Below are 25,984 nucleotides of genomic sequence, written 5' to 3'. Positions count from 1 at the left end.
GGGCGGGACCGGTCACCGGTCCCGCCCTTCGTGCGTGCTGCCCGGCGTCAGGCGATCTCGACCTCGGTGTGCATCCGGGGGCGTGAGGTGCCGTCGTGCAGCCCGGCGGTCGCGACCAGCACCGCGCCCGCAGGCACGGGTTCGTCGTGGGCCTCGGGGTCGGCGTGCCGGCCGGTGGTTTCACCCGCCGTCGCCAGCCGGTCGGCGGGATCGGCGGCCGGACCGAGCTCGTCCGACTCGGCGATCTCGTCCAGGACGGGTCCGGTCGGCGCGGCGTGCGGTGCGACCGGCTCGAGCGGCGCGATCGGCTCGACGGGCGTGACCGGCTCGACGGTCGTGATCGGCGCGACGCGCGCGACCGGCTCCAAGGGGGCGACCGGCTCCAAGGGGGCGACCGGCTCCACCGGCACGACCGGCGCGACCGGTCGAGCAACCGGAGCGACGGTCTCCACCGGCTCCGCCGCGGTGACCGACGCGCCCGCGTTCCGGCCGGAGCGCCGCGTGCTCAGCAGCCGCCGACGCGGCTCCATGTACCCGTACGACGTCGCGCGGCGCATCCGCGGGCCGCCGTTGAGCACGATGCCGAGACAGGGGGCGCCGAGCGTGTCGAGCGTCGACAGGGCGCTCGGCGAGGTGGTGCCGGTCGACCTTGCGGGCCCGTGCCACGACGATCGCGCCGTTGGTGCGGCGAGCCAGCACGGCGGCGTCGCTGACGGCCAGGAGCGGGGACGTGTCGACGATGACCATGTCGTAGCTGGCCTTCGCCTCCTCGAGGAACGCCGCGATCGCCACGGAGTCGATGAGCTGCGTCGGGTTGGGCGGCACGCGCCCGGCGGTCACGACGTCGAGGCCCTCGACGCCCCACGGCTGGCGGACGTCGGCGAGGGTCGCCTTGTGCGCGAGGATCGTCGTGAGACCCACCTCGCCCTCGAGGCCGCAGATGCGGGCCACGGCAGGACGCCGCAGGTCGGCGTCGACGAGCAGCACCCGGCGGCCGGTGTGGGCGAGGGCGAGCGCGAGGCTGACGGACGTCGTGGACTTGCCCTCGCGCGGCACCGTGGACGTGACGACGAACGCGCGGACCGGCGCTGTCGAGTCGAGGAAGTCGAGGTTGGCCCGCACCCGCCGGTAGGCCTCGGCGAGGGCGCCGCGGGGGTGCTCGATGATGGTGCGCGGGCCCTCGGTGGAGATCGACCGGTCGAACGGGATCAGGCCGAGCAGGGGCCGTGCCGGCTCGCGCGGGAGGTCGGCGGTACCGCGCACCTTGGTGTCGAGCCGGGCCCACGCCAAGGCGATGACGAGACCGAGGGCGAGGCCCAGCGCTCCGCCGGTCGCCACGAGCAGCTTGGTCTTCGGGGAGAACGGCGCCGCTGCCGGGGTCGCTTCGCCGACCATCGTGATCTTCACGCTCGCGACGCCGTCGCCCGACGTCGGGGACAGCGACTCGACGGTCGTGGAGAGCTGGTCCGCGACGGCGTTCGCGACGGCGGACGCCCGTTCCGGCGACTGGCTCGTCGCGGAGATCTCGATGAGCATCGTGTCCAGCGGAGCCTCGGCGTGCACCACCGACGCCAGCTGCTTGGGCGTCACCGTCAGGTCGAGCCGGTCGATCACCGGCTTGAGGACCGCGGGGACGGTGGCGAGCTGCACGTACGACTCGACGAGGTTCCGGGTGTAGGTGGACCCCTGCACCAGGTCGGCCACGGTGTCGCCGCGCGCGAGCGACACGAACACCTTCGAGGTCGAGCGGTACATCGGCGTGGCCGCCTGTGCCTGCTGGTAGCCGATGCCGGCGCCGAGGACCGCGAGCACCACGATCACGTACCAGCGCTTGCGCAAGGCGGCGAGGTACTCGCCGATCTCCATCCGACACTCCTTCGGTCCCGCCTCGGTCGGTGTGGCGCAGGGTGTGCCACGACCACCGGGACGACTTCCCCCCGGCCCTGCGGTCGTCGAACGCTACGGCGGGAATGCAGCAATTCTGGCACCAGTGCCTGAATTCACCCGATTGTCACGAGGGTGAACCGCAGTTCTGCACGGCTCCTGCACACCTACACTGGCGCGTGCGCCGACCCGGGCGCCCTGGTGGACGGTGGTTCGAGCATGAGCGACGAGACGGCTCCCGACCCCGGCCGGCGGCCCTGGGTCCTGTGGACCGGTGTCGGCGTGCTCGTCGTCGCGGTCGTGCTGACGGTGGTGCTGCTGATGCAGGGCCCGGACGACGACACCGCCGGGGGCGCCACTGCGAGCGCGTCCCCCAGCACCACGTCGGCGTCGCCGACGGTCTCGGCCTCGGTGCCCGCCGAGGTGTCGCCGGCACCGTCCGCGACCGACGAGCCCGGAGAGCCTGCGCCGCAGCCCGGCGTGCCGGGCGCGACGGCCGGCCCGGACGGCCGGCCCACCGCGCCGCCGGTGGCGCTCGACGCGCCCGCGCAGGCCGCCGAGGGCGTGACGGTCCAGCTCGGGTCCATCGAGCAGGTCACCGGCGAGGCGACGGTGCCCGGCGAGGTCGGCGGTCCGTCGCTGCGGTTCACCGTGGCGGTCGCGAACCGTTCGGGTGCCGCGCTCGACCTGTCCACGGCGGTCGTCAACGCCTACGCGGGTGACGACCTCGCGCCGGCGACGCCGCTGCAGAAGCCGGGCGGCCAGCCGTTCCCGGGCCAGCTGAACGTCGGCGGATCGGGCTCGGGGGTGTTCGTGTTCAACGTCCCCGTGGAGGACCGCGGGCACGTCCGGCTCGAGGTCGACCTCGCCCCCGGCCTCACCGTGGTCCTGTTCGACGGTTCCGTCCCGCAGTAGGCGGATTCACCCGATCTGGACAACAGTTCACCCGGGTGCTTATGACCCCAATTGTCCGAACTCACCTAAAGTCGCTCCCGATCGTCTACGGCCCGCCGACCCCGGCGCGGGACCGCTGACGCGTGTGGAGGGAAACCGATCATGGTGGGACCGTCGAAGCTCTCTCGACTGGTAGGGCTGCTCGGCGCAGGTGCGCTCGCGATCACGGGACTGCTGGTCGCCGCTCCCGCGCAGGCCGACACTGCACCGCCGAACCCGGCGGACCCGGTCACGGTGAGCGCCGACGCGCTGCCGACGGCGCAGATCAACGGCGTCGTGTGGAACCAGCAGGTCGCGGGGGACACCGTGTACGTCGGCGGTGAGTTCACGCGGGCACGGCCCCCGGGGGCGGCGGCCGGCACCAACGAGGTGGTCCGCAACCACATGATGGCGTACAGCCTGAGCACGGGGGCGCTCAGCACCACGTTCGCCCCGTCGTTCAACGCCGAGGTGCGGGACCTCGCCCTCACGCCGGACGGCACCAAGCTGGTGGCCGTCGGCGCCTTCACGGCGATCAACGGCGAGAACCGCTACCGCGTCGCCGCGTTCGACGTCGCGACGGGCGCGCTCATCAGCTCGTTCCGTCCCACGGTCAACTCGGCGGTCAACGCGGTCGCCGTCACCAACAGCACCGTCTACATCGGCGGGAACTTCTCGTCCACGAACGGCGTCGCCCGCAACCGGGTCGCCGCGTTGCGGCTCGACACCGGGGCGACGCTGCCGCTGACCGCCGACGTGGCAGACGGCGCGGTGGAGGCGATCACGGTGGCGCCGGACGGTGCCTCGATTGTCATCGGTGGCGCGTTCACGTCGGTCAACGGGTCGAGCGACCCCGGCTACGGCCTGGCGCGGCTCGACGTCGCGACCGGCACGAGCCTGGCGCTCCCCGTCAACACGCAGATCCGCAACGGGGGCGCGGAGTCCGCCATCCTCAGCCTGGAGACCGACGGCGACACGTTCTACGGCACGGGCTACCACTTCGGCGGCGGCGGCAACGTGGAGGGCACGTTCTCGGCCGACTGGGCCACGGGCTCCCTCCGGTGGGTCGAGGACTGCCACGGCGACACCTACTCGTCGTTCCCGCGGGGCGACGTCATCTACTCCGCGAGCCACAAGCACTACTGCGGCAACTCGGGCGGCTTCCCGCAGACCGACCCCTGGTCGGTGTACCGGGCGACGGCGCTGTCGAAGTCCGCGACGGGGATCAACACGCCGGACATCTACGGCTACCCGGACCACGACGGCGAGCCCTCGCCGACCATCCTCAACTGGTACCCGACGATCAACACGGGCACCTACACCGGCAAGTCGCAGGGCCCGTGGACCGTGACGGCGGCGGGCAAGTACGTGCTCTACGGCGGCGAGTTCACCCAGGTCAACGGGGTCGGCCAGCAGGGCCTCGTGCGCTTCACCACGGTCGACCAGGCGCCCAACAAGCAGGGTCCGCGCCTCTCGGGCACGAACTTCCCGCTGTCGGTGGCGTCCTTCTCGTCGGGCGAGGTCCGGCTGTCGTGGAACTCCAACTTCGACCGGGACAACGAGACGCTCCGCTACGACCTCTACCGCGCGACGCAGACGGCCCCTCCGATCTACTCGGAGACGATGTCCACGACGTTCTGGAAGGTCAGGACGATGAGGTTCAAGGACCTCGGACAGACGCCGGGGACCTCGGTCCGGTACCGGGTCGTCGCGACGGACCCGTTCGGGAACACCGCGTCCTCCGCGTGGATCACGGTGACGGTCAGTGACGCCGTGCTCTCGCCCTACGCGGCCAAGGTGCTCGACGACAACCCGACGAACTTCTGGCGGCTCGGAGAGCCCACCGGCACCACGGTGACCGACTGGGTGGGCGGGTCCGACATGGTGACCCAGGCCGGCGTGACGCGTGGCGCCACCGGCGCCCTGGGGACCACGGACACCGACCTGGCGTCGTCGTTCAACGGCACGCCGACGGGGCTCGCCTCGACGCAGACCGCCATCACGGGTCCGCAGACGTTCGCCCTCGAGGGGTGGTTCAAGACCACCACGACCGCCGGCGGCAAGATGTTCGGCTTTGGCAGCGCGAACACCGGCAACAGCGGCAGCTACGACCGGCACATCTACATGGACACGGGCGGGCGCGTGCTGTTCGGCGTGTACCCGGGCACGTCCCGCACCCTGTCGTCCACCGCCAAGTACAACGACGGGCAGTGGCACTACGTGGTCGGCTCCCTCGGCGCCGACGGCATGAAGCTCTTCCTCGACGGGAAGCGCGTCGGTCAGCGGTCCGACACCACGTCCGCCCAGAGCTACTCCGGCTACTGGCGGATCGGCGGGGACAACTCGTGGAGCGGCGCCCCGTACTTCAGCGGCACGGTCGATGAGGTCGCGGTCTACCCGGCTCCGCTCACCACGACGCAGGTCGACGCGCACTGGGTCGCGTCGGGCCGCACGTCGACCGCTCCGCCCGCACCGGCCGACGCCTACGGCGCCGCCGTCTACAACGGGCAGCCGGACCTGTACTGGCGGCTCACCGAGGCGACGGGGACCACGGCGAACGACACCGGCGTCCTGAACAACACCGGCACCTACAGCGGGACCCTCACCCGGAACCAGACCGGCGCGCTCGTGGGCGTCAACAACGCGGCGGTGAAGTTCAGCGGGACCAACGGCCTGCTCGCGAGCACCGCACAGTTCAACGACCCGTCCGTGTACTCCGAGGAGCTGTGGTTCAAGACGAACACCACAGCCGGCGGCAAGCTCATCGGCTTCGGTGACGCGGCCACAGGGCTGAGCGGCAGCTACGACCGGCACGTGTACATGGAGACCGACGGCCGCCTCACCTTCGGCGTCTGGACGGGCACCGCCAACACCATCACCACGGCGGCCGCGTACAACAACAACGTGTGGCACCACATGGTCGCCACGCAGGGTCCGGACGGCATGAAGCTGTACGTCGACGGCGTGCTGCGCGGCACCAACCCGCAGACCGACCAGCAGGCCTACTCCGGCTACTGGCGGGTCGGCGGGGACAACACCTGGGGCCCGCAGCCGTGGTTCGCCGGCACGATCGACGAGGTCGCGGTGTACTCCGCCGTGCTCACGCCGACCGCGGTGGCGCAGCACTTCTCGCTCGGCTCGGGCACCCCTGCGCCGAACGTCCCCCCGACGGCGGCCTTCACGGCGACCCCGACGGACCTCTCGGTCCAGGTCGACGGCACGGCCTCGAGCGACCCGGACGGCACGATCGCGTCCTCCGCCTGGACCTGGGGCGACTCGACCCCGGACGGCACGGGATCCACCGCGTCGCACACCTACGCCGCCGACGGCACCTACACGGTGACGCTCACGGTGACGGACAACCGCGGGGGCAGCGCCTCCGTGAGCCACGACGTGGTGGTCGCCGCGCCGCCGCCCAACCAGCCGCCGCTGGCCTCGTTCACCACCGCGGTGAACGTGCTGACGGTCGGGGTCGACGGCTCCGGGTCCAGCGACCCGGACGGTGCGGTCGCGTCGTACGCCTGGAGCTGGGGCGACTCGACCCCGGACGGCTCCGGTGCCACCGCGTCGCACACCTACGCCGACACCGGCACCTACGCGGTGACGCTGACGGTCACGGACGACGACGGCGCGACCACCACGTCCACGCAGAACGTGTCGGTCACCGCCCCGCCGCCCAACCAGGCGCCGACGGCAGCGTTCACCTCGACGGTGAACCAGCTGGGAGTGCAGGTCGACGGCTCGGGCTCCGCCGACAGCGACGGGACGCTCACGTCCTACGCCTGGGGCTGGGGTGACTCGACCGCCGGTGGCACGGGCGCCTCGGCGTCGCACACGTACGCCGCGGCCGGCACCTACCCGGTGACGCTCACGGTGACGGACGACGACGGCGCGACCGGCACGATCACGCACGACGTGACCGTGACCGCTCCGCCGCCGGATGCGCCGTTCGCGCAGGACTCGTTCGCCCGGACGGTCACGGCCGGCTGGGGCGTCGCCCCGACGGGCGGTGCGTGGACCACGGCCGGCACGGCGAGCCGGTTGTCGGTCGCGGGTGGCCGCGGCGTGCTGACCGACCCGGTGGGCGGCACCGTCGGTGCCTACCTGGGGTCGGTCGTGCAGACGAGCTCGGACGTCACCGCGACGCTGAGCACGGACCGGCTCTCCACCGGGACGTCGTACGCCACGCTGCAGGGCCGTCGGGTCGGGAACGACGCGTACGGCGCCCGGGTGCGGCTCGGTGCCGACGGGTCGGTCCAGGTCCACGCGACGCGTGAGATCGCCGGGACCACCACGGCCGTGGCGGGCGGTGCGGTCGCAGGCCTGACGTTCGCGGCGAACGACCAGCTCCTGGTCCGCACGCAGGTCGAGGGCGTCTCGCCGACGACGGTGCGGGTCAAGGTCTGGAAGGCCGGCACCTCCGAGCCGGCCGACTGGCGGGCCACGATCACCGACTCCGCAGCGAGTCTGCAGGTCGGTGGCGGCGTCGGCGTGACCGTCTACCACGGCGGCACGTCCGGCAACCCGGCCGTCGCCTTCTCCTGGGACGAGCTGACGGCCAAGAACGTCGGGTCCACCCCGCCGCCCCCGCCGCCCCCGCCGCCCGCGAACGTCGCACCGGCCGCCGCGTTCACGGTCGGGGCCGCGGGCCTCACCGCCAACGCCGACGGCACGGGTTCGACCGACAGTGACGGGGTCGTCGCGGCGTACGCCTGGAGCTGGGGTGACGCCACCGCCACGGGGTCCGGTGCCACGGCGTCGCACACCTACGCGGCCGCCGGGACGTACACGGTGACGCTCACGGTGACGGACGACGACGGCGCCACGGCGTCGACCACGCACGACGTCACCGTCAGCGAGCCGCAGGTCGGCGACGCGTTCGCCCAGGACGACTTCGCCCGGACGGTGGCCGGCGGCTGGGGCACCGCGCTCGTCGGTGGTCCCTGGACGACGGTCGGGACGGCGAGCCGGCTGTCGGTCGACGGTCGAGGGCTGTTCACCGACCCGGTGGGCGGCACCGCGGGCGCGTACCTGGGATCGGTGGTGCAGGCCAGCACCGACGTGACGGCGACGCTGAGCGCCGACCGGCTCTCGACGGGGACCTCCTTCGCGACGCTGCAGGGCCGCCGGGTCGGCAACGACGCGTACGGTGCGCGGGTGCGGCTCGGTGCCGACGGGTCGGTGCAGGTGCACGCGACGCGTGAGGTCGCCGGGACCACCACCGCGCTGGCGGGCGGCGCGGTCGCGGGCCTGACGTTCGCTCCGAACGACCAGCTCCTGGTCCGCGCCCAGGTCCAGGGGGCCTCCCCGACGACCGTGCGGGTCAAGGTGTGGAAGGTCGGCACGACCGAGCCGGTCGACTGGCGCGCGACCACGACGGACGCCTCGGCGACGCTCCAGGTGGGTGGCGGTGTCGGCGTGACCGTCTACCACGGCGGCACCGCCGGCAACCCGGCTGTGGCGTTCTCGTGGGACGACCTGGCGGCTCGCCCGGTGCAGTAGCAGCAGGGCACGACGAGCAGGGGGCAGCAGACCGCAGGGGGTGCGGGGTACGGACGGGCGAGATGCCTGCCGTGCCCCGTGTGTCGTCTCCGGGGCAGGAGCGCTCAGGGACGTGCGGTCGGCGGTGTCCGTCGGACCGCGAGCAGCCCGACGGCGAGCGCGAAGAGGACCACCGAGCTGGACAGCGGGCTGAACAGGACGTCCCAGAGCGAACGGATCGCCAGGTAGGTGAGGAGCGCGCTCGCGGCGTGCCGGCTGAAGGCCAGCGTGTAGCCGCGCACCACGATCCACAGGGCGTAGAGGGCGAGAACCAGCCCGGCCAGGCCGAACCTCGCCCACAGGTCGGCCGCCGTCGAGTGCAGCTCGATGCCGTTGCCGAACATGTACCGCTCGACGTACCCGTTGTCCGGGTTGTACCGGAGCTGGGCCATGCCCGCCTTGGCCACGAGCAGGTCCTGGGTGCTGGGCATCGTGCCGACGCCGAAGCCGTAGGGCCGGTAGCGCACCAGCGCGTCGGTCGCGCCGAACTCGGGGCGCGCGCCGGCGATGAGGGAGCCCGAGAGCGCGATCTGCTCCTCGGTCCGTTCCTGGGCGTCCTTGCCGAGGTACCCGTCGAGGATCGCCGCCTGCCCCAGGTAGTAGAGCGCCACGCACAGGCCGCCGACGAGCACGACCGCGCGCACGCGGGACGCCGCCTTGGACCCCCGGCGACGCCAGGCCGACTGCTGGAGGGTGACGACGCCGGCGAGGAACAGCATGGCGGCCATCGACCGGCCTCCGTTGGCGGCGGACATGCCCGCGAGCGCGAAGGCGGTCACCACCTGCAGCCAGCCGCGTCGGGACATCCATGCCAGGCCGAGCAGCAGCACCGTCAGGGGGATCGAGAACCCGAACCGCCACGGGCTCTCGGCGAACCGGCCCCCCGTGTCGATACCCAGCACCATGCCGAGCCCGAACAGGGACGCGACGGTGGCGTCCCGCATGCGCGTCCGCGCCCACACCACGACGGCCGCCCCGAGCACCGCCTCGAGCAGCACGAGGACGCCGTTGATCGTCATGCGCGTCGGGGTCCGGTGGTCCTCCGACGCCAGCTCGGTGAGCCACACGCCCATGACGACCGCGAGGCCGCAGAGCAGCAGGAGCGTGCGCACGTCGTGGTACGACCGGGTGGAGCGCCACCACACCGGGATGAGCACGACCGCTAGGAGGGCGCCGAGGGTGAGCGACTGGTAGAGCGGACGGGACATGCCGGTCGCGACCAGGGCGACGGCGGCGACCGCCGTCGTCGCGGGCACACGGGTGCGCAGCAGCGACCGCCGTTCCGGCTCCTCGGACCCGGGTCCGACCGCGACGGAACCGCTCTGCGCGCTGCCGTCGTCCTCCGCGCCCTGGTGCGCGGCCACGGGGGCCCCCGTCACGTCGCTCGGCCTCCTGGTCCTGGTCCGGCAGCAATCGTCGCACCACGCCGACGGAGGGCGGTCCAGGGCACACCTTTTTCGCCCGCTTCGCACCTGTTCGGCATGATCCGGCCGCCTAGACTCGGCGCATGACCAGCCCGGCACCCGCCCCGTCGCCGCTCGGCGCCAAGGTCCGGGTGACCTGGGTGGACACCGGACGTGGCATCGCCATCACGCTCGTCGCGCTGTTCCACGCGACCAACTGGCTGCTCGGTGCGGGTGCGCACGTGGAGTGGTGGGTCGAGGCCAACCTCGTGATGTCGTCGCTGCGGATGCCGCTCTTCTTCACGCTCGCCGGCCTGTTCGCCGGCAAGTGGGTCGCCGGCGCCTGGCGGCCGCTGTGGCGGCACAAGATCCGGCTGTACCTGTGGGTGTTCCTCGTGTGGGGCGCCATCGGGTCGGTCACCTACTACCTGGGTCTGCGCATGCGCGGCGCCGGCTCGGTGACCAGCAGCATCATCCAGCCGTACGTGCTGTCGCCGTTCATGCCGCGCCTGGAGCTCTGGTTCATCTGGGCGCTCGCGGTGTACTTCGTCGTCGCGAAGCTGACGTCCCGCATCGCGCCCGGCGTCCAGGTCGCCGTGGCGATGGCCGGTGCTGCGGTTGCGCTCAGCGGCTGGGACACCGCCAGCCCGGGGTGGAGCGGCGCCGTCAAGTACTACGGGTTCTTCCTCGTCGGCATGTACGGCCGGGACCTCGTCCTGCGGCTCGGTTCCACCGCCGGACGTCCGGTGCTGGTGGCCGCGTTCGTCGTCTGGCTGGCGGTCGCGGTCGGGCTGTGGGCGCTCGGCTGGCGCGAGGTTCTGGGGCTCTACTTCGTCAACTGCCTCCTGGGCGTGCTCGGCGGCATCGCCCTGAGCCGCGCGCTCGCCCGGTTCGCCCTGCTGCGTTCGCTGGGCTCGCAGACGCTGCCGATCTACCTCGCGCACACACCGATCGTCATCCTGTGCGCGGTGCTTCTGAGCCACACCGGACTGCTCACCGTCCCGCTGGTGGACGTGCTCGGTCCGCCGGCCCTCGCCGCGGTGGCCATCACGCTCGCGCTCGGCCTGCACCGGGGCGCACAGCGGGCCGGTGCCGGTTGGCTGTACGCACCACCCGACTGGTTCGACGTCGACGGTCGCAGCGCGGTGGGCCGGCGCCGCGACGACGCCGTGACGGTCCCGGTCGTCACCACGGCGGAGCCGCGGCCGTGACGACCCGGTCGCCGACCGTGGACAGGACGCCCGCGGGAGCCCCGCGTCGTGGTGCTCGGCTGGAATGGGTGGACGCGGCCCGCGGGTACAGCGTCGCCGCGGTCGTCGTGGCGCACGTGGTGCTGTGGCACGTGCAGGACCCGGGCGTGCCGGTCGCGCACCTGGGCGCGTCGTTCTGGGACCGCGTCTACGGGCTCATGGGCAGCGTGCGGATGCCGGTGCTCCTGGCGGTCTCCGGTCTGGTGATGGCGCGGCGGGTGCGCGCGGGCTTCCGGGCGGGCGGGCTGCTGCTGAGGTCGGTGCGCAACTACTACCTCTACGTCGTGTGGCTCGTGGTGTATGCGGTGTTCTACGCCGTCGTCGCCGAGCCGACGCTGCCCCACCACATCGACGGGGCCGCCGACGCGGCCCGCCAGCTCGTGGTCCCGGACACGACGCTCTGGTACGTGTTCGCGCTCGCCGCGTACATCGCGGTGCTGGGCGCGCTGCACCGGGTCCCCGCGTGGGTCGTGCTGACGGCGCTGTCCGTGCTCTCGGTCGTCATGCACGTGACCACGTCGTCCGACCAGGTGTGGAGCAAGGTCCCGGAGCTGGCGGTGTACTTCGCGCTGGGCGTCTACGGCGCGGACCTGCTGCGGCGGCTCGCGGACCGGGCGTCGGTGGTCGTCGTCGCGGTGGCGGCCGTGCTGGCTGCGGGGGTCACGCTGTGCGGTCGGCTCACGGCGGGGAACGAGATCGCGGAGGGCGTCCTGTTCCTCGTCCGCGGGGCCGCGTTCCTGGTGCTCGCCGTCGCCGTCGTCGCCGTCGCGGTGCGGTGGTCGCCGGTGCTCCGGCTGGGTGTCGCGCTCGGGCGCCGGACCCTGCCGGTCTACGTCCTGCACCCGCTCTGGATCGCGCTCGTGCTGCTCGCCGCTGCCGGGTTCGCGCACGGCGCGCTCGCCGACGTGCTCGCGTCGCCCGTCGGTGCGCTGCTGTACCCGCTCGTCGTCGCCTCGGCGGTCATCGCGCTGTGCCTCGGGACGCACGCCCTGGTGGCACGGGTGCACCTCACGGTGCCGCTGTTCGAGATGCCGCGGCGCTGGGTGGCGCGGCTCGACCGCCCGAGCGCCGTCACGGCCGAGCGCACGGAGGCCTGACCGGCGCGGCCGGCGCGGCCGGCGCGGCCGGCGCGGCCGGCGCGGCCGGCGCGGCCGGCGCGGCCGACGCGGCCGACGCGGCCGACGCGGCCGACGCGGCCGACGCGGCCGACCCCGGGGGACGTGCGGACGGCGGGCGATCCCGACGCCCCGCGGGACGGGCGCCACCTCGTAAACTGGCGCCAACCCCGTGGTCTCGCCGACGCGGGGCGTTCGTGCTGCGCCGGTGTGCCGGCCGTCGACCCTGCGAAGGACCCTCATGGACCTGTCCGGCCTCCTCCCGACGCTGCTCGCCGACCCTGCGGCGGCGCACGCCGTCGAGCTCGTCCGGGCGCGCGGTGAGCTCGACGTCGTGAGCCCGGCAGGGGTGCGCCCGCTTCTGCTGGCGTCGCTCGCGGGGGCCGCGCCGGGTGTGAAGGGTCGGCCCCTGGCGGTCGTGACGGCGACCGGGCGCGACGCCGACGAGCTCGCTGCGGCGCTGCGCTGCTACCTGGAGGACGACGACGTCGCGGTGCTGCCGTCGTGGGAGACGCTGCCGCACGAGCGGCTGTCGCCGCGGTCCGACACCGTGGCGCGTCGGCTCGCGGTGTTCCGCCGGCTCGCCCACCCGGCGGAGCAGCGGGGACCCGCGGGGCCGATCCGGGTGCTCGTCATGCCGGTCCGGGCGCTGCTGCAGCCGGTCGTCGACGGTCTCGGGGAGCTCGAGCCCGTCTCGGTGGAGGTCGGGGACCGGGTCGACCTGACCGCCCTCTCGGAGCGGCTCGTCGCGGCGGCCTACCAGCGGGTCGACATGGTGGAGAAGCGGGGCGAGTTCGCGGTGCGCGGCGGCATCCTCGACGTGTTCCCGCCCACCGAGGACCACCCGCAGCGCGTCGAGCTCTGGGGCGAGGACGTGGAGGAGATCCGGTGGTTCTCCATCGCCGACCAGCGCAGCCTGGAGATCGCGGACCACGGGGTCTGGGCGCCGCCGTGCCGGGAGATCCTGCTGACCGACGACGTGCGGGCGCGCGCCGCCGAGCTGGTGCCGCAGCTCCCGGGTGCCATGGACATGCTCGACAAGCTCGCCGCCGGCATCGCGGTCGAGGGCATGGAGTCGCTCGCACCGGTGCTCGTCGAGCGCATGGTGCCCGTGCTCGACCTCGTGCCGGACGACACGCTGCTCGTCCTCGCCGACCCGGAGCGGGTGCGCCGGCGGGCGCACGACCTGGTGGCCACGACGCAGGAGTTCCTCGAGGCGGCGTGGACGTCGGCGGCGGCCGGCGCCGCGACGCCGCTGGACCTGTCGGCCGCGTCGTTCGCATCGTTCGCCGAGGTCAGGGCGCTGTCCGCGGTCCGGGGACTGGGCTGGTGGACGCTCAGCGGCTTCACGCTCGACGCCGAGGCCGCGGTGGCCGCCGGCGCGCCGGGCGCCGACCCGGAGGAGCACAGCACCGCGCGCACCACGCAGGCGCAGCGGACACCCACCGCGGCCGACCGTGCGGCCGACGCGGCCGACGACCTGCTCGCGGGGGAGCGGACGGTCGTGGTCGCCGCGCGCGACGTGGAGCGCTACCGCGGCGAGGTGGCCCGCGCCGTCGCCGACGTCCGCACGCTGCAGCAGGCCGGGTGGCGGCTGGTGCTGGCCACCGAGGGGCACGGCCCGGCGCAGCGCATGGTCGAGCAGCTCAGGGCCGCCGACGTCCCGGCGAGGCTCGTCGGCGGCATCGAGCAGGAGCCCGAGGGCGGCGTCGTCCTCGTCGTTCCCGCACCCGTCGGCGCCGGGTTCGTCGCCGAGCCGCTGCACCTCGCGGTGTTCTCCGAGGCGGACCTCACGGGCCGGGCGGGCAGCAGCACGCGGGACATGCGGCGGATGCCGAGCCGCCGGCGCAACGTCGTCGACCCGCTACAGCTGCGGCCCGGCGACTTCGTGGTGCACGAGCAGCACGGGGTCGGCCGGTTCGTGGAGCTGGTCCAGCGGACCATCGGCACGGGCGCGAACGCGGCGACCCGCGAGTACCTGGTCATCGAGTACGCGAGCAGCAAGCGGAACCAGCCGGGCGACCGGCTGTTCGTCCCCAGCGACCAGCTCGACCAGGTGACCAAGTACGTCGGCGGCGAGGCGCCCACGCTCAACAAGATGGGCGGCGGCGACTGGGCCAAGACCAAGGGCCGGGCGAAGAAGGCCGTCAAGGAGATCGCCGCCGAGCTCATCCGGCTCTACAGCGCACGGATGGCGACGGCGGGCCACGCGTTCGCCCCGGACACCCCGTGGCAGCGCGAGCTGGAGGACGCGTTCGCGTACGTCGAGACGCCCGACCAGGCGGCCACGATCGACGAGGTCAAGGCCGACATGGAGAAGCCGATCCCGATGGACCGCCTCGTGTGCGGCGACGTCGGCTACGGCAAGACGGAGATCGCCGTCCGGGCCGCGTTCAAGGCCGTGCAGGACGGCAAGCAGGTGGCGGTCCTCGTGCCCACCACGCTGCTGGTGCAGCAGCATCTCGACACGTTCAGCGAGCGCTACAGCGCCTTCCCGGTGACCGTGCGGGCCCTGTCGCGGTTCCAGTCCCCGAAGGAGTCGAAGGAGGTCGTCGCCGGCCTGGCGGACGGGTCGGTCGACATCGTCATCGGCACGCACCGGCTCATCACCGGCGAGGTGCGGTTCAAGGACCTCGGGCTCGTGGTGATCGACGAGGAGCAGCGGTTCGGCGTCGAGCACAAGGAGACGCTCAAGGCGCTGCGCACCAACGTCGACGTGCTCGCGATGAGTGCTACGCCCATCCCGCGCACGCTGGAGATGGCGGTGACGGGCATCCGGGAGATGTCGACGCTCGCGACCCCGCCGGAGGAGCGGCACCCCGTCCTCACGTTCGTCGGCGCGTACGACGAGAAGCAGATCTCCGCCGCGGTGCGCCGCGAGCTGCTGCGCGAGGGCCAGGTGTTCTACGTGCACAACAAGGTCGAGTCGATCGAGCGGGCGGCCTCCCGGATCACCGAGCTCGTCCCCGAGGCCCGCGTCGCGGTCGCCCACGGGAAGATGAACGAGCACCAGCTCGAGCGGGTCATCGTCGACTTCTGGGAGAAGCGGTTCGACGTGCTCGTCTGCACCACCATCGTCGAGACCGGCCTGGACATCTCGAACGCCAACACGCTCATCCTGGAGCGGGCCGACCTGCTCGGTCTCTCGCAGCTCCACCAGCTGCGCGGGCGGGTCGGCCGGGGCCGCGAGCGGGCGTACTCCTACTTCCTGTACCCGCCGGAGAAGCCGCTCACCGAGACGGCGCACGACCGGCTCCAGACGATCGCGGCGAACACCGACCTCGGCGCCGGCATGGCCGTCGCGATGAAGGACCTCGAGATCCGCGGGGCGGGCAACCTGCTCGGCGGCGAGCAGTCGGGGCACATCGAGGGCGTCGGCTTCGACCTGTACATCCGGATGGTGGGCGAGGCGGTCGCCGGCTTCCGCGGGGACGTCCCCGAGGAGCTGCCCGACGTCACGATCGAGCTGCCCGTCGACGCCCACCTGCCGCACGACTACATCGCCCACGAGCGGCTCCGCCTGGAGGCCTACCGCAAGATCGCCGCCGCCGCGGACGCCGCGACGCTCGGCGAGGTCCGGGCCGAGCTCGTGGACCGGTACGGCGCGGTCCCGCCCGCGGTCGACAACCTGTTCGAGGTGGCGGAGTTCCGGATCGGGGTGCGTGACGCCGGGCTGGCCGACGTCACGGCGCAGGGCAAGTTCGTGCGGTTCGCGCCGGTCGAGCTGCCCGAGTCGGCCCAGCTGCGGCTCAAGCGGCTCTACCCGGGGTCGGTGCTCAAGCCCGCGACGCGCACCGTCCTGGTCCCGTTCCCGACGACCGCGCGGATCGGCGGCAAGCCCTTGCACGGGCGCGACGTGCTGGTGTGGGCGCGCCAGTTCGTCGACGCCGTGGTGCGCGGGGACGTGGCTGCCGCGGCGAGCGTCGGGACCGGGCGCTGACGATGTCGCCGCGCACGTGGCCGGGGGCTCTACGATGACGGCGATCGACGAGCGACGACGCAGGAGGTCCCAGGTGGCGGTGCAGTGGCGTGCGGGTACGGCCGGTCGACGGCACCCGGTCCGCGGGGTGCTCGTCGCGAGCGTGGTGGCAGCGACGGTCGCGGGCACTCTCGCCGGGTGCTCGGACGGCGAGCCGGGTGACGCCGCGGTCGTGAACGGGACGGCCATCCCCACGGCCGACGTCCGGGCCGCGAAGCAGGAGCTCGGCCCCTACCTGCAGGCGGTGACGTCGCTCAACATCCTCAACGTGCTCGTGGAGGCGCCGACGTACCTCGCCGTCGCGGACGACGAGGGCGTCGGCGTGTCCGACGAGGACGCCCAGGCCCTGCTCGACGCGATCGTCGAGCGGAGCGGCACGCCGGACCGGCCCACGTTCACCGAGCCGTCCCTCACGGTGGCCAAGTACTCGATCGCGTTCAACAACCTGCAGGCTCTGCCGAACGCGAAGGACGTCGCGGCGCAGGTCAGCGAGGACCTCGGCAAGCTCGACGTCACCGTGAACCCCAGGTTCGGCGAGCTGGCCGACGGCAACCAGATCTCCGCTCCCGGGCGGCAGCCGTGGATCGTCGAGCCGAAGGGTGCCGGCGGGTCCGACGGCGGCTCGGACGCACCCGCGCCCGACGCCACGCCGACCCCGACCCCGACGTCCTGAGCCCTCGCGGATGAGCCCTCAGCCGGACCTGCCGGGCGGCTCCCAGGAGAGCGCGCACGACGACCCGCTGCGTCGGCTCGTCGACGTCATGGACCGGCTCCGCTCGCCCGGCGGCTGCCCCTGGGACGCCGGGCAGACGCACCGGTCGCTCGTGCCGTACGCGCTCGAGGAGGCCCACGAGCTGGCCGAGGCGATCGAGACGGACGACCGTCCCGGCGTGCGCGAGGAGCTCGGCGACCTGCTGCTCCAGGTCGTGTTCCACGCCCGCATCGCGCAGGAGGACACGCAGGACCCGTTCGACGTCGACGACGTGGCCGACGACCTCGTCGCGAAGCTGGTCCGTCGCCACCCGCACGTGTTCGGCGACGGCCCGGCCGACTCGGCCGACCGGTCGGGAACCACGGACGTCGAGGGCATGCACGTCGCCTGGGACCGCATCAAGCGCACCGAGAAGCGTCGTGCGTCCGCGCTCGACGGCGTGCCGCTGAGCCTGGGGGCGCTGGCCCGCACCCAGAAGGTGCTCGCGCGCGCCGAGCGGGCCGGGCTCGCGGTCGACGGCCCGGCGGGCGACGGCCTCGGCGAGCGGCTCTTCGTGCTCGTGGCCGAGGCGCACGCGGCGGGCCTGGACGCCGAGGGGGAGCTGCGTCGGGTGACGCGCGGCTGGGAGCAGGACGTCCGCGAGACCGAGCGTGCCGGTGCGGGGTCCGCCGGCCCGGAGGCACCCTCGGTGTGACCAGGGCGGACGTCGCGGCCACGGATGTGGGACCTGCGTCTCAGACGCCCACCCGTCGGGTCGATACCCTCGGCCCTCTGGCCCACAGCTCGACCCGACTGCCCAGCTCGACGGAGGTACGTGTGACGACGATCGGTGTCCCCCGGGAGATCCGCGCCGGCGAGCGGCTGGTGGCGGCGACGCCCAGGACGGTCGCCCAGCTGCGCGCGCTCGGCTACGAGGTGGTGGTGGAGACCGACGCGGGCGCGGGGGCGACCTTCACGGACGCCGCCTACGAGGCCGCCGGTGCGGTGGTCGGCGACGCGACCGAGGTGTGGGGCAGCGACGTCGTCACGGCCGTCGGTGCACCGTGGGGCACCCAGGTGGACGCGATGCGGCCTGGCGCGACGCTCGTCGCGATGCTGCAGCCGGCCACCCGGGCGGACCTCCTCGAGCGGCTGGCCGCGCGCCGCGTCACGGCCCTGTCGCTCGACGCGGTGCCGCGCATCTCCCGGGCGCAGAGCATCGACGTGCTGAGCACGCTGTCCAACGTCGCCGGCTACCGGGCGGTCGTCGAGGCGGCCGAGGCGTACGGCGGGATGTTCTCGGGCCAGGTCACCGCGGCGGGCAAGACGCCGCCCGCGAAGGTGTTCGTCATCGGTGCCGGGGTGGCCGGTCTCGCGGCGATCGGCACGGCGGACAGCCTCGGTGCGCAGGTCCGGGCGTTCGACGTCCGGCCCGAGGTCGGCGAGCAGATCGAGTCGATGGGCGCGACGTTCGTCCGGGCTGACCAGGCGCAGCAGCAGGTGAGCGCCGACGGCTACGCCTCCGCTCTGACGGCCGACCAGGAGCGGCTCACCGCCGAGGTGTACGCCCGGGAGTCGGCGGAGGCGGACGTGGTCATCACCACGGCGCTGGTCCGCGGCCAGGCGCCCACCACGATCACCGCGGAGATGGTCGCCGCGATGCGGCCGGGCAGCGTGATCGTGGACCTCGCGGCCTCGGGCGGCGGGAACTGCGAGCTGACCGTGCCGGGACAGCGGCTGGTCACCGACAACGGCGTGGTGATCGTCGGGTGGACCGACCTGGCCGGGCGGCTGCCGCAGCACACGTCGCAGCTGTTCGGCACCAACGTCGTGCACCTCCTGCAGCTCCTGACGCCCGGCAAGGACGGCGTGCTCGTGCTCGACCTCGACGACCCCGTGCAGCGGGGCATGACGGTGACGAGCGCCGGCGAGCTCATGTGGCCGCCGCCGCCCGTCGCGGTGTCGGCGGCGATGCCCGGCCCGTCCGGCCCGGCACCGACCGCGGAGGATCTCGCACGTGCCGAGGAGGCCGCGCACCAGGCGGCGGCCCGGCGACGGCAGCGAAGGACAGTCGGGCTCGCGCTCGCGGCCGTGCTCGTGACGCTCGCGATCTCGTTCGCACCGGCCGCGTTCCTCGGCCACTTCACGGTGTTCGTGCTGGCCGTGGTGGTCGGCTTCTACGTCATCTCGAACGTGAGCCACTCGCTGCACACGCCCCTGATGGCACAGACGAACGCCATCTCCGGGATCATCCTGGTCGGCGCCCTGCTGCAGATCGGGTCGTCCGACCCCCTCGTCACGGTGCTGGCCTGCATCGCGGCGGCCGTCGCGAGCGTCAACATCTTCGGCGGCTTCCTCGTCGCGAACCGCATGATCCGCATGTTCCGGAAGGACGCCTGATGACCCTGACGTCCCTCGCGCAGGCGGTCTACGTCCTGGCCGCGCTGCTGTTCGTGCTGAGCCTCGCGGGGCTGTCCCGTCAGGAGAGCGCCCGTCGGGGGAACGCCCTCGGGATGGTCGGCATGGTCCTCGCGCTCGCCGCGACCATCGCCCTGTCCCTCGACGCGAGCGAGCGGCCCGTGCCGACGACGGCCACCCTCATCGCCGTCGTCCTGCTGGTCGGGGCGGCCGCCGGGACGTGGCAGGCGCGCCGCGTCGAGATGACGCAGATGCCCGAGCTCATCGCGATCCTGCACAGCTTCGTCGGCCTCGCCGCGGTGCTCGTCGGCTACAACTCGTTCCTCACCGAGTCCACGCCGGACGCCGTGCACCTCGTCGAGGTGTTCCTCGGCGTGCTGATCGGCGCGGTGACGTTCACCGGGTCGGTGGTCGCGTACCTCAAGCTGTCGGCGAAGATCCCGTCGGCGCCGCTCACGCTGCCCGGCCGGAACTGGATGAACCTCGGCGCGCTCGTCGCGTCGGGCGGCCTGCTGTGGTGGTTCGTCGGCGCGCAGTCCGTGGTGCCGCTGATCCTCATGACGGTCGTCGCCCTCGCGCTCGGCTGGCACCTCGTCGCGTCCATCGGCGGCGGGGACATGCCGGTGGTCGTCTCGATGCTCAACTCGTACTCGGGCTGGGCGGCCGCGGCGGCCGGCTTCATGCTGAGCAACGACCTGCTCATCGTCACCGGTGCCCTCGTCGGCTCGTCCGGTGCGATCCTCAGCTACATCATGTGCCGGGCCATGAACCGGTCGTTCGTCAGCGTGATCCTCGGCGGCTTCGGCACCTCCGAGGGGACGGTCGTCGCGGGGGACCGCGACTACGGGGAGCACCGCGAGGTCAGCGCCGTCGACGTCGCGGACATGCTGCGCGACGCCCGCCGGGTCATCGTCACCCCCGGCTACGGCATGGCCGTCGCGAAGGCCCAGTACCCGGTCGCGGACCTCGTCGCGAAGCTCCGGGCCCGCGGGGTCGACGTGCGGTTCGGCGTGCACCCGGTCGCAGGGCGGCTGCCCGGGCACATGAACGTGCTGCTCGCCGAGGCCAAGGTGCCGTACGACATCGTGCTGGAGATGGACGAGATCAACGGCGACTTCGGCGACACCGACGTCGTCCTCGTGATCGGCGCGAACGACACCGTGAACCCCGCCGCGCTCGACGACCCGGGCTCTCCGATCGCCGGCATGCCCGTGCTGGAGGTGTGGCACGCCAAGCAGGTGATCGTGTTCAAGCGGTCCATGGCGACCGGGTACGCCGGCGTGCAGAACCCGCTGTTCTTCCGGGACAACACCGCGATGCTCTTCGGGGACGCCAAGGACCAGACGGAGAGGATCGCGCAGGCCGTCTGACCAGCGCGACGACCTCCCTACTCCCGCGGTCGTCCTGTGTCCAAGGTCCGACGTCCCACGACGACCGTGCCGGGGCGCCACTAGGGTGAGGTCGTAAACCCACCCTGCTGTCGAAGGAGCACGCATGGCCAGCATCGAGGCCGTCGGCGCCCGCGAGATCCTTGACTCTCGCGGCAATCCCACTGTCGAGGTCGAGGTGGCACTCGACGACGGCACCATCGCGCGTGCAGCTGTGCCCTCGGGCGCCTCCACGGGCGCGTTCGAGGCGGTGGAGCGTCGCGACGGCGACAAGTCCCGCTACCTGGGCAAGGGCGTCGAGGAGGCCGTGAACGCGGTCATCGACGAGATCGCCCCGGAGCTCATCGGCTTCGAGGCCACGGAGCAGCGTCTCGTCGACGCCGCACTCATCGACCTCGACGGCACCCCCAACAAGGGCAAGCTCGGCGCCAACGCCATCCTCGGCGTCTCGCTCGCCGTCGCGAAGGCCGCCGCCGACTCGGCCGACCTGCCGCTGTTCCGCTACCTCGGCGGCCCCAACGCGCACGTCCTGCCCGTCCCGATGATGAACATCCTCAACGGTGGGTCGCACGCCGACTCCAACGTCGACATCCAGGAGTTCATGGTCGCCCCCATCGGTGCGACCACGTACCGCGAGGCGCTGCGCAGCGGCGTCGAGGTCTACCACTCGCTGAAGGCCGTGCTCAAGAGCAAGGGCCTGTCGACGGGCCTCGGCGACGAGGGCGGCTTCGCGCCGAACCTGTCGAGCAACCGCGAGGCGCTCGACCTGATCCTCGTCGCGATCGAGAAGGCCGGCTTCACGCCGGGCGTCGACCTGGGCCTCGCGCTCGACGTCGCCGCCACCGAGTTCTTCAAGGACGGCGCCTACCAGTTCGAGGGCAAGTCCCTGTCGAACGAGGAGCTGTCGGCGTACTACGAGCAGCTGGTGAACGACTACCCGCTGGTCTCCATCGAGGACCCGCTGTCCGAGGACGAGTGGGAGGGCTGGTCCCACCTGGTCGCCACCATCGGCGACAAGGTGCAGATCGTCGGCGACGACCTGTTCGTCACCAACCCGGAGCGCCTGCGCAAGGGCATCGAGCTCAAGGCCGCCAACTCGCTGCTGGTCAAGCTCAACCAGATCGGCACGCTGACGGAGACGTTCGAGGCCGTCGAGCTGGCCCAGCGCAACGGCTTCACGACGATGACCTCGCACCGCTCCGGCGAGACCGAGGACACCACCATCGCCGACCTGTCCGTCGCCTCGAACGCCGGCCAGATCAAGACCGGTGCACCCGCCCGCGGCGAGCGCATCAACAAGTACAACCAGCTGCTCCGCATCGAGGAGGAGCTGGACGACGCCGCCCGCTACGCCGGCCGCTCCGCCTTCCCGCGGTTCCGCCAGGCCTGACGGCGCCCGTGACGCGCGGCTGACGCTGCGCGTCCGGGTCACAGCACCACCACGAGAGCGTGCGCTCCGAGCCTTCCGGCCGGGTCGCACGCTCTCGTGCGTGTGGCCCCTCGGGCGTGCCCGGGGCGGGCACGGTCGTCGAACCAGGCCCTCCGCGCAGCGGCTCTACGGGAGCGGCGGCCCGGTCGGGGGTGCCAGGACGCAGCGCATCTCGTAGTTGGGTACCACCACCCCGCCGGGGGCGGTGTTGTCGGGGCGGTAGGTCACCACCGTGAACCCGAGGCGCTCGAACGCCGGCTCGGCGCTCCGGCTGGCGAACGTGCGCAGGACCGTCATGCCGCGTGCGCGGGCGTCGTCCTTGACCGCTTCGACGAGCAGGCGCGCCACGCCTTGCCGACCCGCCCGCGGATGGACGAACAGCATGTCGACCAGGCCGTCCTCGCAGAGGTCGGCGAAGCCCACGACCGCGCCCCCGGCTTCCGCCACGAGAGTGGTCGCCTGACGGCGTCGGTGGTCCCAGCCCGTCAGGTCAGGGTTCGGTGGGCCGGCCCAGGCCTCGATCTGCTGCGGGTCGTAGACGGCGGCGGCCGTCTGCCGGATGGCAGCCTGGAACACGTCGAACGTCGCCTGGGCGTCGCCCGGGTGTCCGTAGGTCCGGAGGGTGACCGACGGCGCGTCGCTGCTCACACCCCCGAACGCTACTCACACGGTGGCCTCGGGCGGCGCGCCCGGTCGACGTCCGCGCAGGTCGATGGGGTCCAAGGCACAATCGACGCATGTCAGCCCCCCGTCGTCCGGTGCAGCCGGGTGCGTCCGGGCGGCGACCGGTACCGCCGAGGACCACCCCGTCGGCCTCCCCGCCCACGCCGTCGTCGGGCACGCCACGGGCAGCATCCGGCCGTCCCACGGCCATCCGGTCCTCGTCCCCCCGCTCCGGTGCGACCCCGCGCGTGGGTGGCGGTCCCACGGCGGCCCGCGGACCGGCGCCCCGGGCCGGCGCATCCGGGCCGACCTCGCGGACGCCGACCCCGGCGCGCGGCACACCGCGGGCCGAGCGCGTCCAGGTGCGGATGCCGAGGCTGTTCACCGTCCGGGTGCTCGTGTTCTCGCTCGTCCTGCTGCTCGCGTTCATCCTCGTGTCACCCACCCTGCACTCGTACCTTCAGCAACGGCAGGCCCTCGAGGAGCTGCGTCGTGAGGTCGCGGCGGCGCAGGCCCGCAACGACGACCTCGCGGCCGACCTGAAGCGGTGGGACGACCCCGCGTACGTCGTCGCGCAGGCCCGTGAGCGGCTGTCGTTCGTGATGCCCGGCGAGATGGCGTTCCGTGTGAAGGACCCGGAGACCGTTCCCGACACCACCGTGACGACGTCTGGACCCGCCGCGACGGTGCAGGGCGACGGCGTGACCCGGCCGTGGTACGCGACGGTCTGGGAGTCGGTGCAGATCGCGGGCGCGACACCGGCCGACACTGTCCCTGACGCCACCACGACGCCGTAGCTCTGGCCCGTCCCGCCACCAGCACTGAGGAGACCCGCGCACTCAGGTGTTCTTCAGCGTCAGCCGGACACCATGGGCGGATGAACGCGCGCGACGCACCGACCGTGTCGCCGCCCGCGCGCGCGGTCGCGCGGTGCGTCGCGGCAGGGGCCGCGCTCCTCGCTATCCTGGTCCGGTGGAGCGCGCTCGGCGGCGCGAGCGGGTTGTACGGCTACCACGGGTACGACGACGGCGTCTACTTCGCCTCAGCGGTCGCGTTCGTCCACGACCGCCTGCCGTACCGGGACTTCCTGCTGCTGCACCCGCCAGGGATCATGCTGGCACTCGCCCCCTTCGCGCTCCTGACGCGATGGCTCAGCGACTCCGAGGCCCTGGCCGCGGCCCGCCTCGGATTCGTCTGCCTCGGAGCGATCAACACCATCCTGGTCACCCGGCTCGCGAGGCGCTGGGGCACCTCAGCCATGGTCGTCGCCGGCCTGCTGTACGCGGTCTCGTCGGCGGCCGCGTACGCCGAGCGGCTGACGCTCCTCGAACCGCTCGGAACGCTCACCCTGCTCGCGTCGGTGCTCCTGCTGCTGCGGGCGCGGGTCGCGGGGGCGACGTCGTGGTGGCTGTGCGCCGGCGGTGTCGTGCTCGGACTGGGCCCGGTCGTGAAGATCTGGAACGTCGTGCCGGTCGTGGTCGTGATCGCGTGGGTCGGTGTGACCCGCGGGTGGAGGTCGGTGGCCCTCGTCGCCGGGGCGGCCACCGCAAGTGCCGCCGCGGTCCTGCTCCCGTTCGCGATCGCGGCCCCGTCGAGGATGTTCCGACTCGTGATCCTCGATCAGCTCGGGCGCCCGCGCACGCCCGGCTCGGTCGTGCTCCGTCTCGAAGGGATCACGGGCGTCGACGTCACCGCAGCCGCCCCGATCGCGGCGCAGACCGCGCTCGCGGCTCTCGTCTGCGCCGCCGTGACGGCCGCGGCGATCGTGACGTGGGTGCACCGACGCGCCCGACTCTGGGTCGTCCTGCTCGGGACCCAAGTGCTGGTCATCCTGGTGTCACCGTCCTTCTACGCCCACTACTCGGCGTACTCGGCCGCGGCCCTCAGCGTGGTGACGGCCGCCGCGGTCTCGCTCGTCCCTGCGTCGCGTCGTCCAGCTGTCGCGGTAGCGGCCGGTGCCCTGTTCGCGCTCACGGCCGCCGCCGTCCCGGTCCACCCCGTCCCTGCATTTCCGGCCGCCGCGGTACGCGGTCTTCTGCCGGCCACAGGGTGCATCCGGTCGGACTCGCCCGGCGCCCTTGCGCTGCTCGACGTGTTGACCCGCGACGTGGTCCGGCGTTGCGACGTGCCTGTCGACGTGTCCGGGCAGACCTACGACGTCGGCAGCCGAGACGCCGCCGGCCGGCCCGTACCCCGGATCCGCAACCAGCGCTGGCAGGCCGCCGCCACCACGTACCTCACGTCGGGGTCCGCCACGATCATGGTTCGCGGGGTCGGGGACGGCTTCGACGCCGCGACGCTGCGTGCTCTGCAGTCACAGATGACGACCGAGCGGCTGCACGGGGTCCGTCTACTTCTACCGAGGCGGCCCGATCCCGAGGACCGATCGTTCACACGTGATGGGGTTGCCGAGCCCTGGCCTGCGGCCTGTCCGCGTCCACGGTGGTGTCCGATACGTGCCCCATCGGGAGGGCGACCGGTTCCCTTCGATGCACCCTCGGGTCGGTGGGTGGTTCAGCAGTCGGCTGGTTGGGGGATGTCGGTGCAGAGGCCGCTGACGAGGTGGGAGCGGCGTTCTTGGACGTCGAAGGGTGCGCCGGTGATGGTGGTGTGGGCGGTGCCGGTGATGTCGCGCCAGATGCTGGTGCCGTCGACCCGGTAGCGGCCGGTCCAGGTCGTGGTCAAGGTGATCTGCCGGGTGCCGGTGCTCTGGTAGACGTGCGCGGTGTCCTGGTGGGGCCAGGGGTGGCCGGGGCTGGTGGTGACCAGGCCGTCCAGGTCGTCGCCGAAGTCGTAGTCGAAGGTGGTCGGGGTGGCGATGACGTCCACGCCGTAGCCGAGCAGGTCGGTACGGAAGGACTGTGGGGTGGGGTCGGTCATCACGATGGTGTCGATGTTGACCAGGACCCAGCCCTGGTCGGGTTCCATCCGCAGGACCGGTGGTGGCAGGGGCAGGCGTCGGAAGTCGGCCTCGGTCATGGTCGGCACGGCGTCCTCGGGGCAGGAGTACCCGATCGCCAGGGTCCAGGGCAGGCCCGCCCAGGAGTCCGTGATCGAGGCGCGGGTCTGGCGCCACAGCGGCAGGATCGCGGGACCGTCGATGCAGGTCGGCACGATGATCGTCGCGTTCGTGCTGCCGCACGCCGGCAGCGCGCCGCCGTCCACGGGCGCCGGCCCGACCGGCGCACCCGGCTCCGCGGCACCACCGGTCGGCACGTTGCACTGCGGGGCACGCATGTACCGGGTGGTCAACAACGCCGGATCCTGCCGCGCAGCCGCCTCATAGAACT

Annotated in this window: 15 protein-coding genes; 11 read left to right on the top strand and 4 right to left on the bottom strand. The window is 72.9% G+C overall.

All coding sequences use genetic code 11. From position 1 onward, the window contains the following. Positions 1-180: 180 nt before the first annotated feature. A complete protein-coding gene (locus ACVW07_RS07185) occupies positions 181-1,866 on the bottom strand; it encodes a polysaccharide biosynthesis tyrosine autokinase (RefSeq protein ID WP_456818566.1) in 1,686 nt (561 codons plus the stop codon). A 237-nt stretch (positions 1,867-2,103) separates the two neighbouring features. Here ACVW07_RS07185 and ACVW07_RS07180 point away from each other — a divergent pair, with 237 nt between their 5' ends. Together ACVW07_RS07180 and ACVW07_RS07175 are read left to right on the top strand one after the other, a co-directional pair. After that, the gene (locus tag ACVW07_RS07180) at positions 2,104-2,799 is read left to right on the top strand and encodes a hypothetical protein (protein ID WP_456818565.1); all 696 of its coding nucleotides are present in this window, start codon (positions 2,104-2,106) and stop codon (positions 2,797-2,799) included. A gap of 141 nt (positions 2,800-2,940) precedes the next feature. Beyond that, complete coding sequence (locus ACVW07_RS07175) at positions 2,941-8,319, top strand: PKD domain-containing protein (protein ID WP_456818564.1); 5,379 nt, start codon at positions 2,941-2,943, stop codon at positions 8,317-8,319. 104 nt (positions 8,320-8,423) lie between these two features. Here the strand turns inward: ACVW07_RS07175 and ACVW07_RS07170 are convergent, their stop codons facing one another. Continuing rightward, entirely contained in the window at positions 8,424-9,737 is a 1,314-nt protein-coding gene (locus ACVW07_RS07170) for a hypothetical protein (RefSeq protein WP_456818563.1), read from the bottom strand. A 128-nt stretch (positions 9,738-9,865) separates the two neighbouring features. Here ACVW07_RS07170 and ACVW07_RS07165 point away from each other — a divergent pair, with 128 nt between their 5' ends. The 8 genes from ACVW07_RS07165 to eno all read left to right on the top strand — a co-directional run bounded on the left by ACVW07_RS07165 (position 9,866) and on the right by eno (position 21,992). Further along, positions 9,866-10,972 (top strand): acyltransferase family protein, encoded by a 1,107-nt coding sequence (locus ACVW07_RS07165; protein ID WP_456818562.1) that lies wholly within the window; start codon positions 9,866-9,868, stop codon positions 10,970-10,972. A 68-nt stretch (positions 10,973-11,040) separates the two neighbouring features. After that, the gene (locus tag ACVW07_RS07160; RefSeq protein WP_456818561.1) at positions 11,041-12,108 is read left to right on the top strand and encodes an acyltransferase family protein; all 1,068 of its coding nucleotides are present in this window, start codon (positions 11,041-11,043) and stop codon (positions 12,106-12,108) included. Between the two features lie 259 nt (positions 12,109-12,367). Continuing rightward, the gene (gene mfd / locus ACVW07_RS07155) at positions 12,368-16,066 is read left to right on the top strand and encodes a transcription-repair coupling factor (RefSeq protein WP_456818560.1); all 3,699 of its coding nucleotides are present in this window, start codon (positions 12,368-12,370) and stop codon (positions 16,064-16,066) included. 73 nt (positions 16,067-16,139) lie between these two features. Further along, positions 16,140-16,778 (top strand): hypothetical protein, encoded by a 639-nt coding sequence (locus ACVW07_RS07150; protein WP_456818559.1) that lies wholly within the window; start codon positions 16,140-16,142, stop codon positions 16,776-16,778. A 10-nt stretch (positions 16,779-16,788) separates the two neighbouring features. Then, positions 16,789-17,511 (top strand): MazG family protein, encoded by a 723-nt coding sequence (locus tag ACVW07_RS07145; protein WP_456818558.1) that lies wholly within the window; start codon positions 16,789-16,791, stop codon positions 17,509-17,511. Positions 17,512-17,633: 122 nt separating this feature from the next. Continuing rightward, positions 17,634-19,196 carry a Re/Si-specific NAD(P)(+) transhydrogenase subunit alpha gene (locus ACVW07_RS07140; protein ID WP_456818557.1) on the top strand — a complete coding sequence of 521 codons (1,563 nt, stop codon included), beginning with the start codon at positions 17,634-17,636 and terminating at the stop codon, positions 19,194-19,196. Further along, positions 19,196-20,584 (top strand): Re/Si-specific NAD(P)(+) transhydrogenase subunit beta, encoded by a 1,389-nt coding sequence (gene pntB, locus ACVW07_RS07135; protein WP_456818556.1) that lies wholly within the window; start codon positions 19,196-19,198, stop codon positions 20,582-20,584. The genes ACVW07_RS07140 and pntB overlap by 1 nt, the downstream gene beginning before the upstream one ends. Before the next feature lie 124 nt (positions 20,585-20,708). Continuing rightward, entirely contained in the window at positions 20,709-21,992 is a 1,284-nt protein-coding gene (gene eno / locus ACVW07_RS07130; protein ID WP_456818555.1) for a phosphopyruvate hydratase, read from the top strand. Positions 21,993-22,157: 165 nt separating this feature from the next. On the opposite strand, the gene ACVW07_RS07125 is transcribed toward eno, so the two are convergent. Then, positions 22,158-22,679, bottom strand: coding sequence for an N-acetyltransferase family protein (locus ACVW07_RS07125; protein ID WP_456818554.1), 522 nt, complete (start codon positions 22,677-22,679; stop codon positions 22,158-22,160). A 383-nt stretch (positions 22,680-23,062) separates the two neighbouring features. Between ACVW07_RS07125 and ACVW07_RS07120 the strand changes: the two genes are divergently transcribed. Then, on the top strand, positions 23,063-23,491 hold the full coding sequence (locus tag ACVW07_RS07120; RefSeq protein ID WP_456818553.1) for an FtsB family cell division protein: 429 nt from the start codon (positions 23,063-23,065) through the stop codon (positions 23,489-23,491). Positions 23,492-25,208: 1,717 nt separating this feature from the next. On the opposite strand, the gene ACVW07_RS07115 is transcribed toward ACVW07_RS07120, so the two are convergent. Continuing rightward, positions 25,209-25,949, bottom strand: a complete 741-nt coding sequence (locus tag ACVW07_RS07115) for a hypothetical protein (RefSeq protein WP_456818552.1) — start codon at positions 25,947-25,949, stop codon at positions 25,209-25,211. Positions 25,950-25,984 lie beyond the last annotated feature (35 nt).

The sequence above is a fragment of the Cellulomonas sp. URHB0016 genome (assembly GCF_054057935.1).
Note: the sequence above shows the minus strand (reverse complement) of the source record. Positions and strands in the feature narration are given on the sequence as shown.

Bases quoted from the DNA above. Each gene is read 5' to 3' on its own strand.
- ACVW07_RS07165 (WP_456818562.1), top strand. From the start codon at position 9,866: ATGACCAGCCCGGCACCCGCCCCGTCGCCGCTCGGCGCCAAGGTCCGG.
- ACVW07_RS07175 (WP_456818564.1), top strand. From the start codon at position 2,941: ATGGTGGGACCGTCGAAGCTCTCTCGACTGGTAGGGCTGCTCGGCGCA.
- ACVW07_RS07180 (WP_456818565.1), top strand. From the start codon at position 2,104: ATGAGCGACGAGACGGCTCCCGACCCCGGCCGGCGGCCCTGGGTCCTG.
- pntB (WP_456818556.1), top strand. From the start codon at position 19,196: ATGACCCTGACGTCCCTCGCGCAGGCGGTCTACGTCCTGGCCGCGCTG.
- ACVW07_RS07185 (WP_456818566.1), bottom strand. From the start codon at position 1,866: ATGGAGATCGGCGAGTACCTCGCCGCCTTGCGCAAGCGCTGGTACGTG.
- ACVW07_RS07120 (WP_456818553.1), top strand. From the start codon at position 23,063: ATGCCGAGGCTGTTCACCGTCCGGGTGCTCGTGTTCTCGCTCGTCCTG.
- ACVW07_RS07145 (WP_456818558.1), top strand. From the start codon at position 16,789: ATGAGCCCTCAGCCGGACCTGCCGGGCGGCTCCCAGGAGAGCGCGCAC.
- mfd (WP_456818560.1), top strand. From the start codon at position 12,368: ATGGACCTGTCCGGCCTCCTCCCGACGCTGCTCGCCGACCCTGCGGCG.
- eno (WP_456818555.1), top strand. From the start codon at position 20,709: ATGGCCAGCATCGAGGCCGTCGGCGCCCGCGAGATCCTTGACTCTCGC.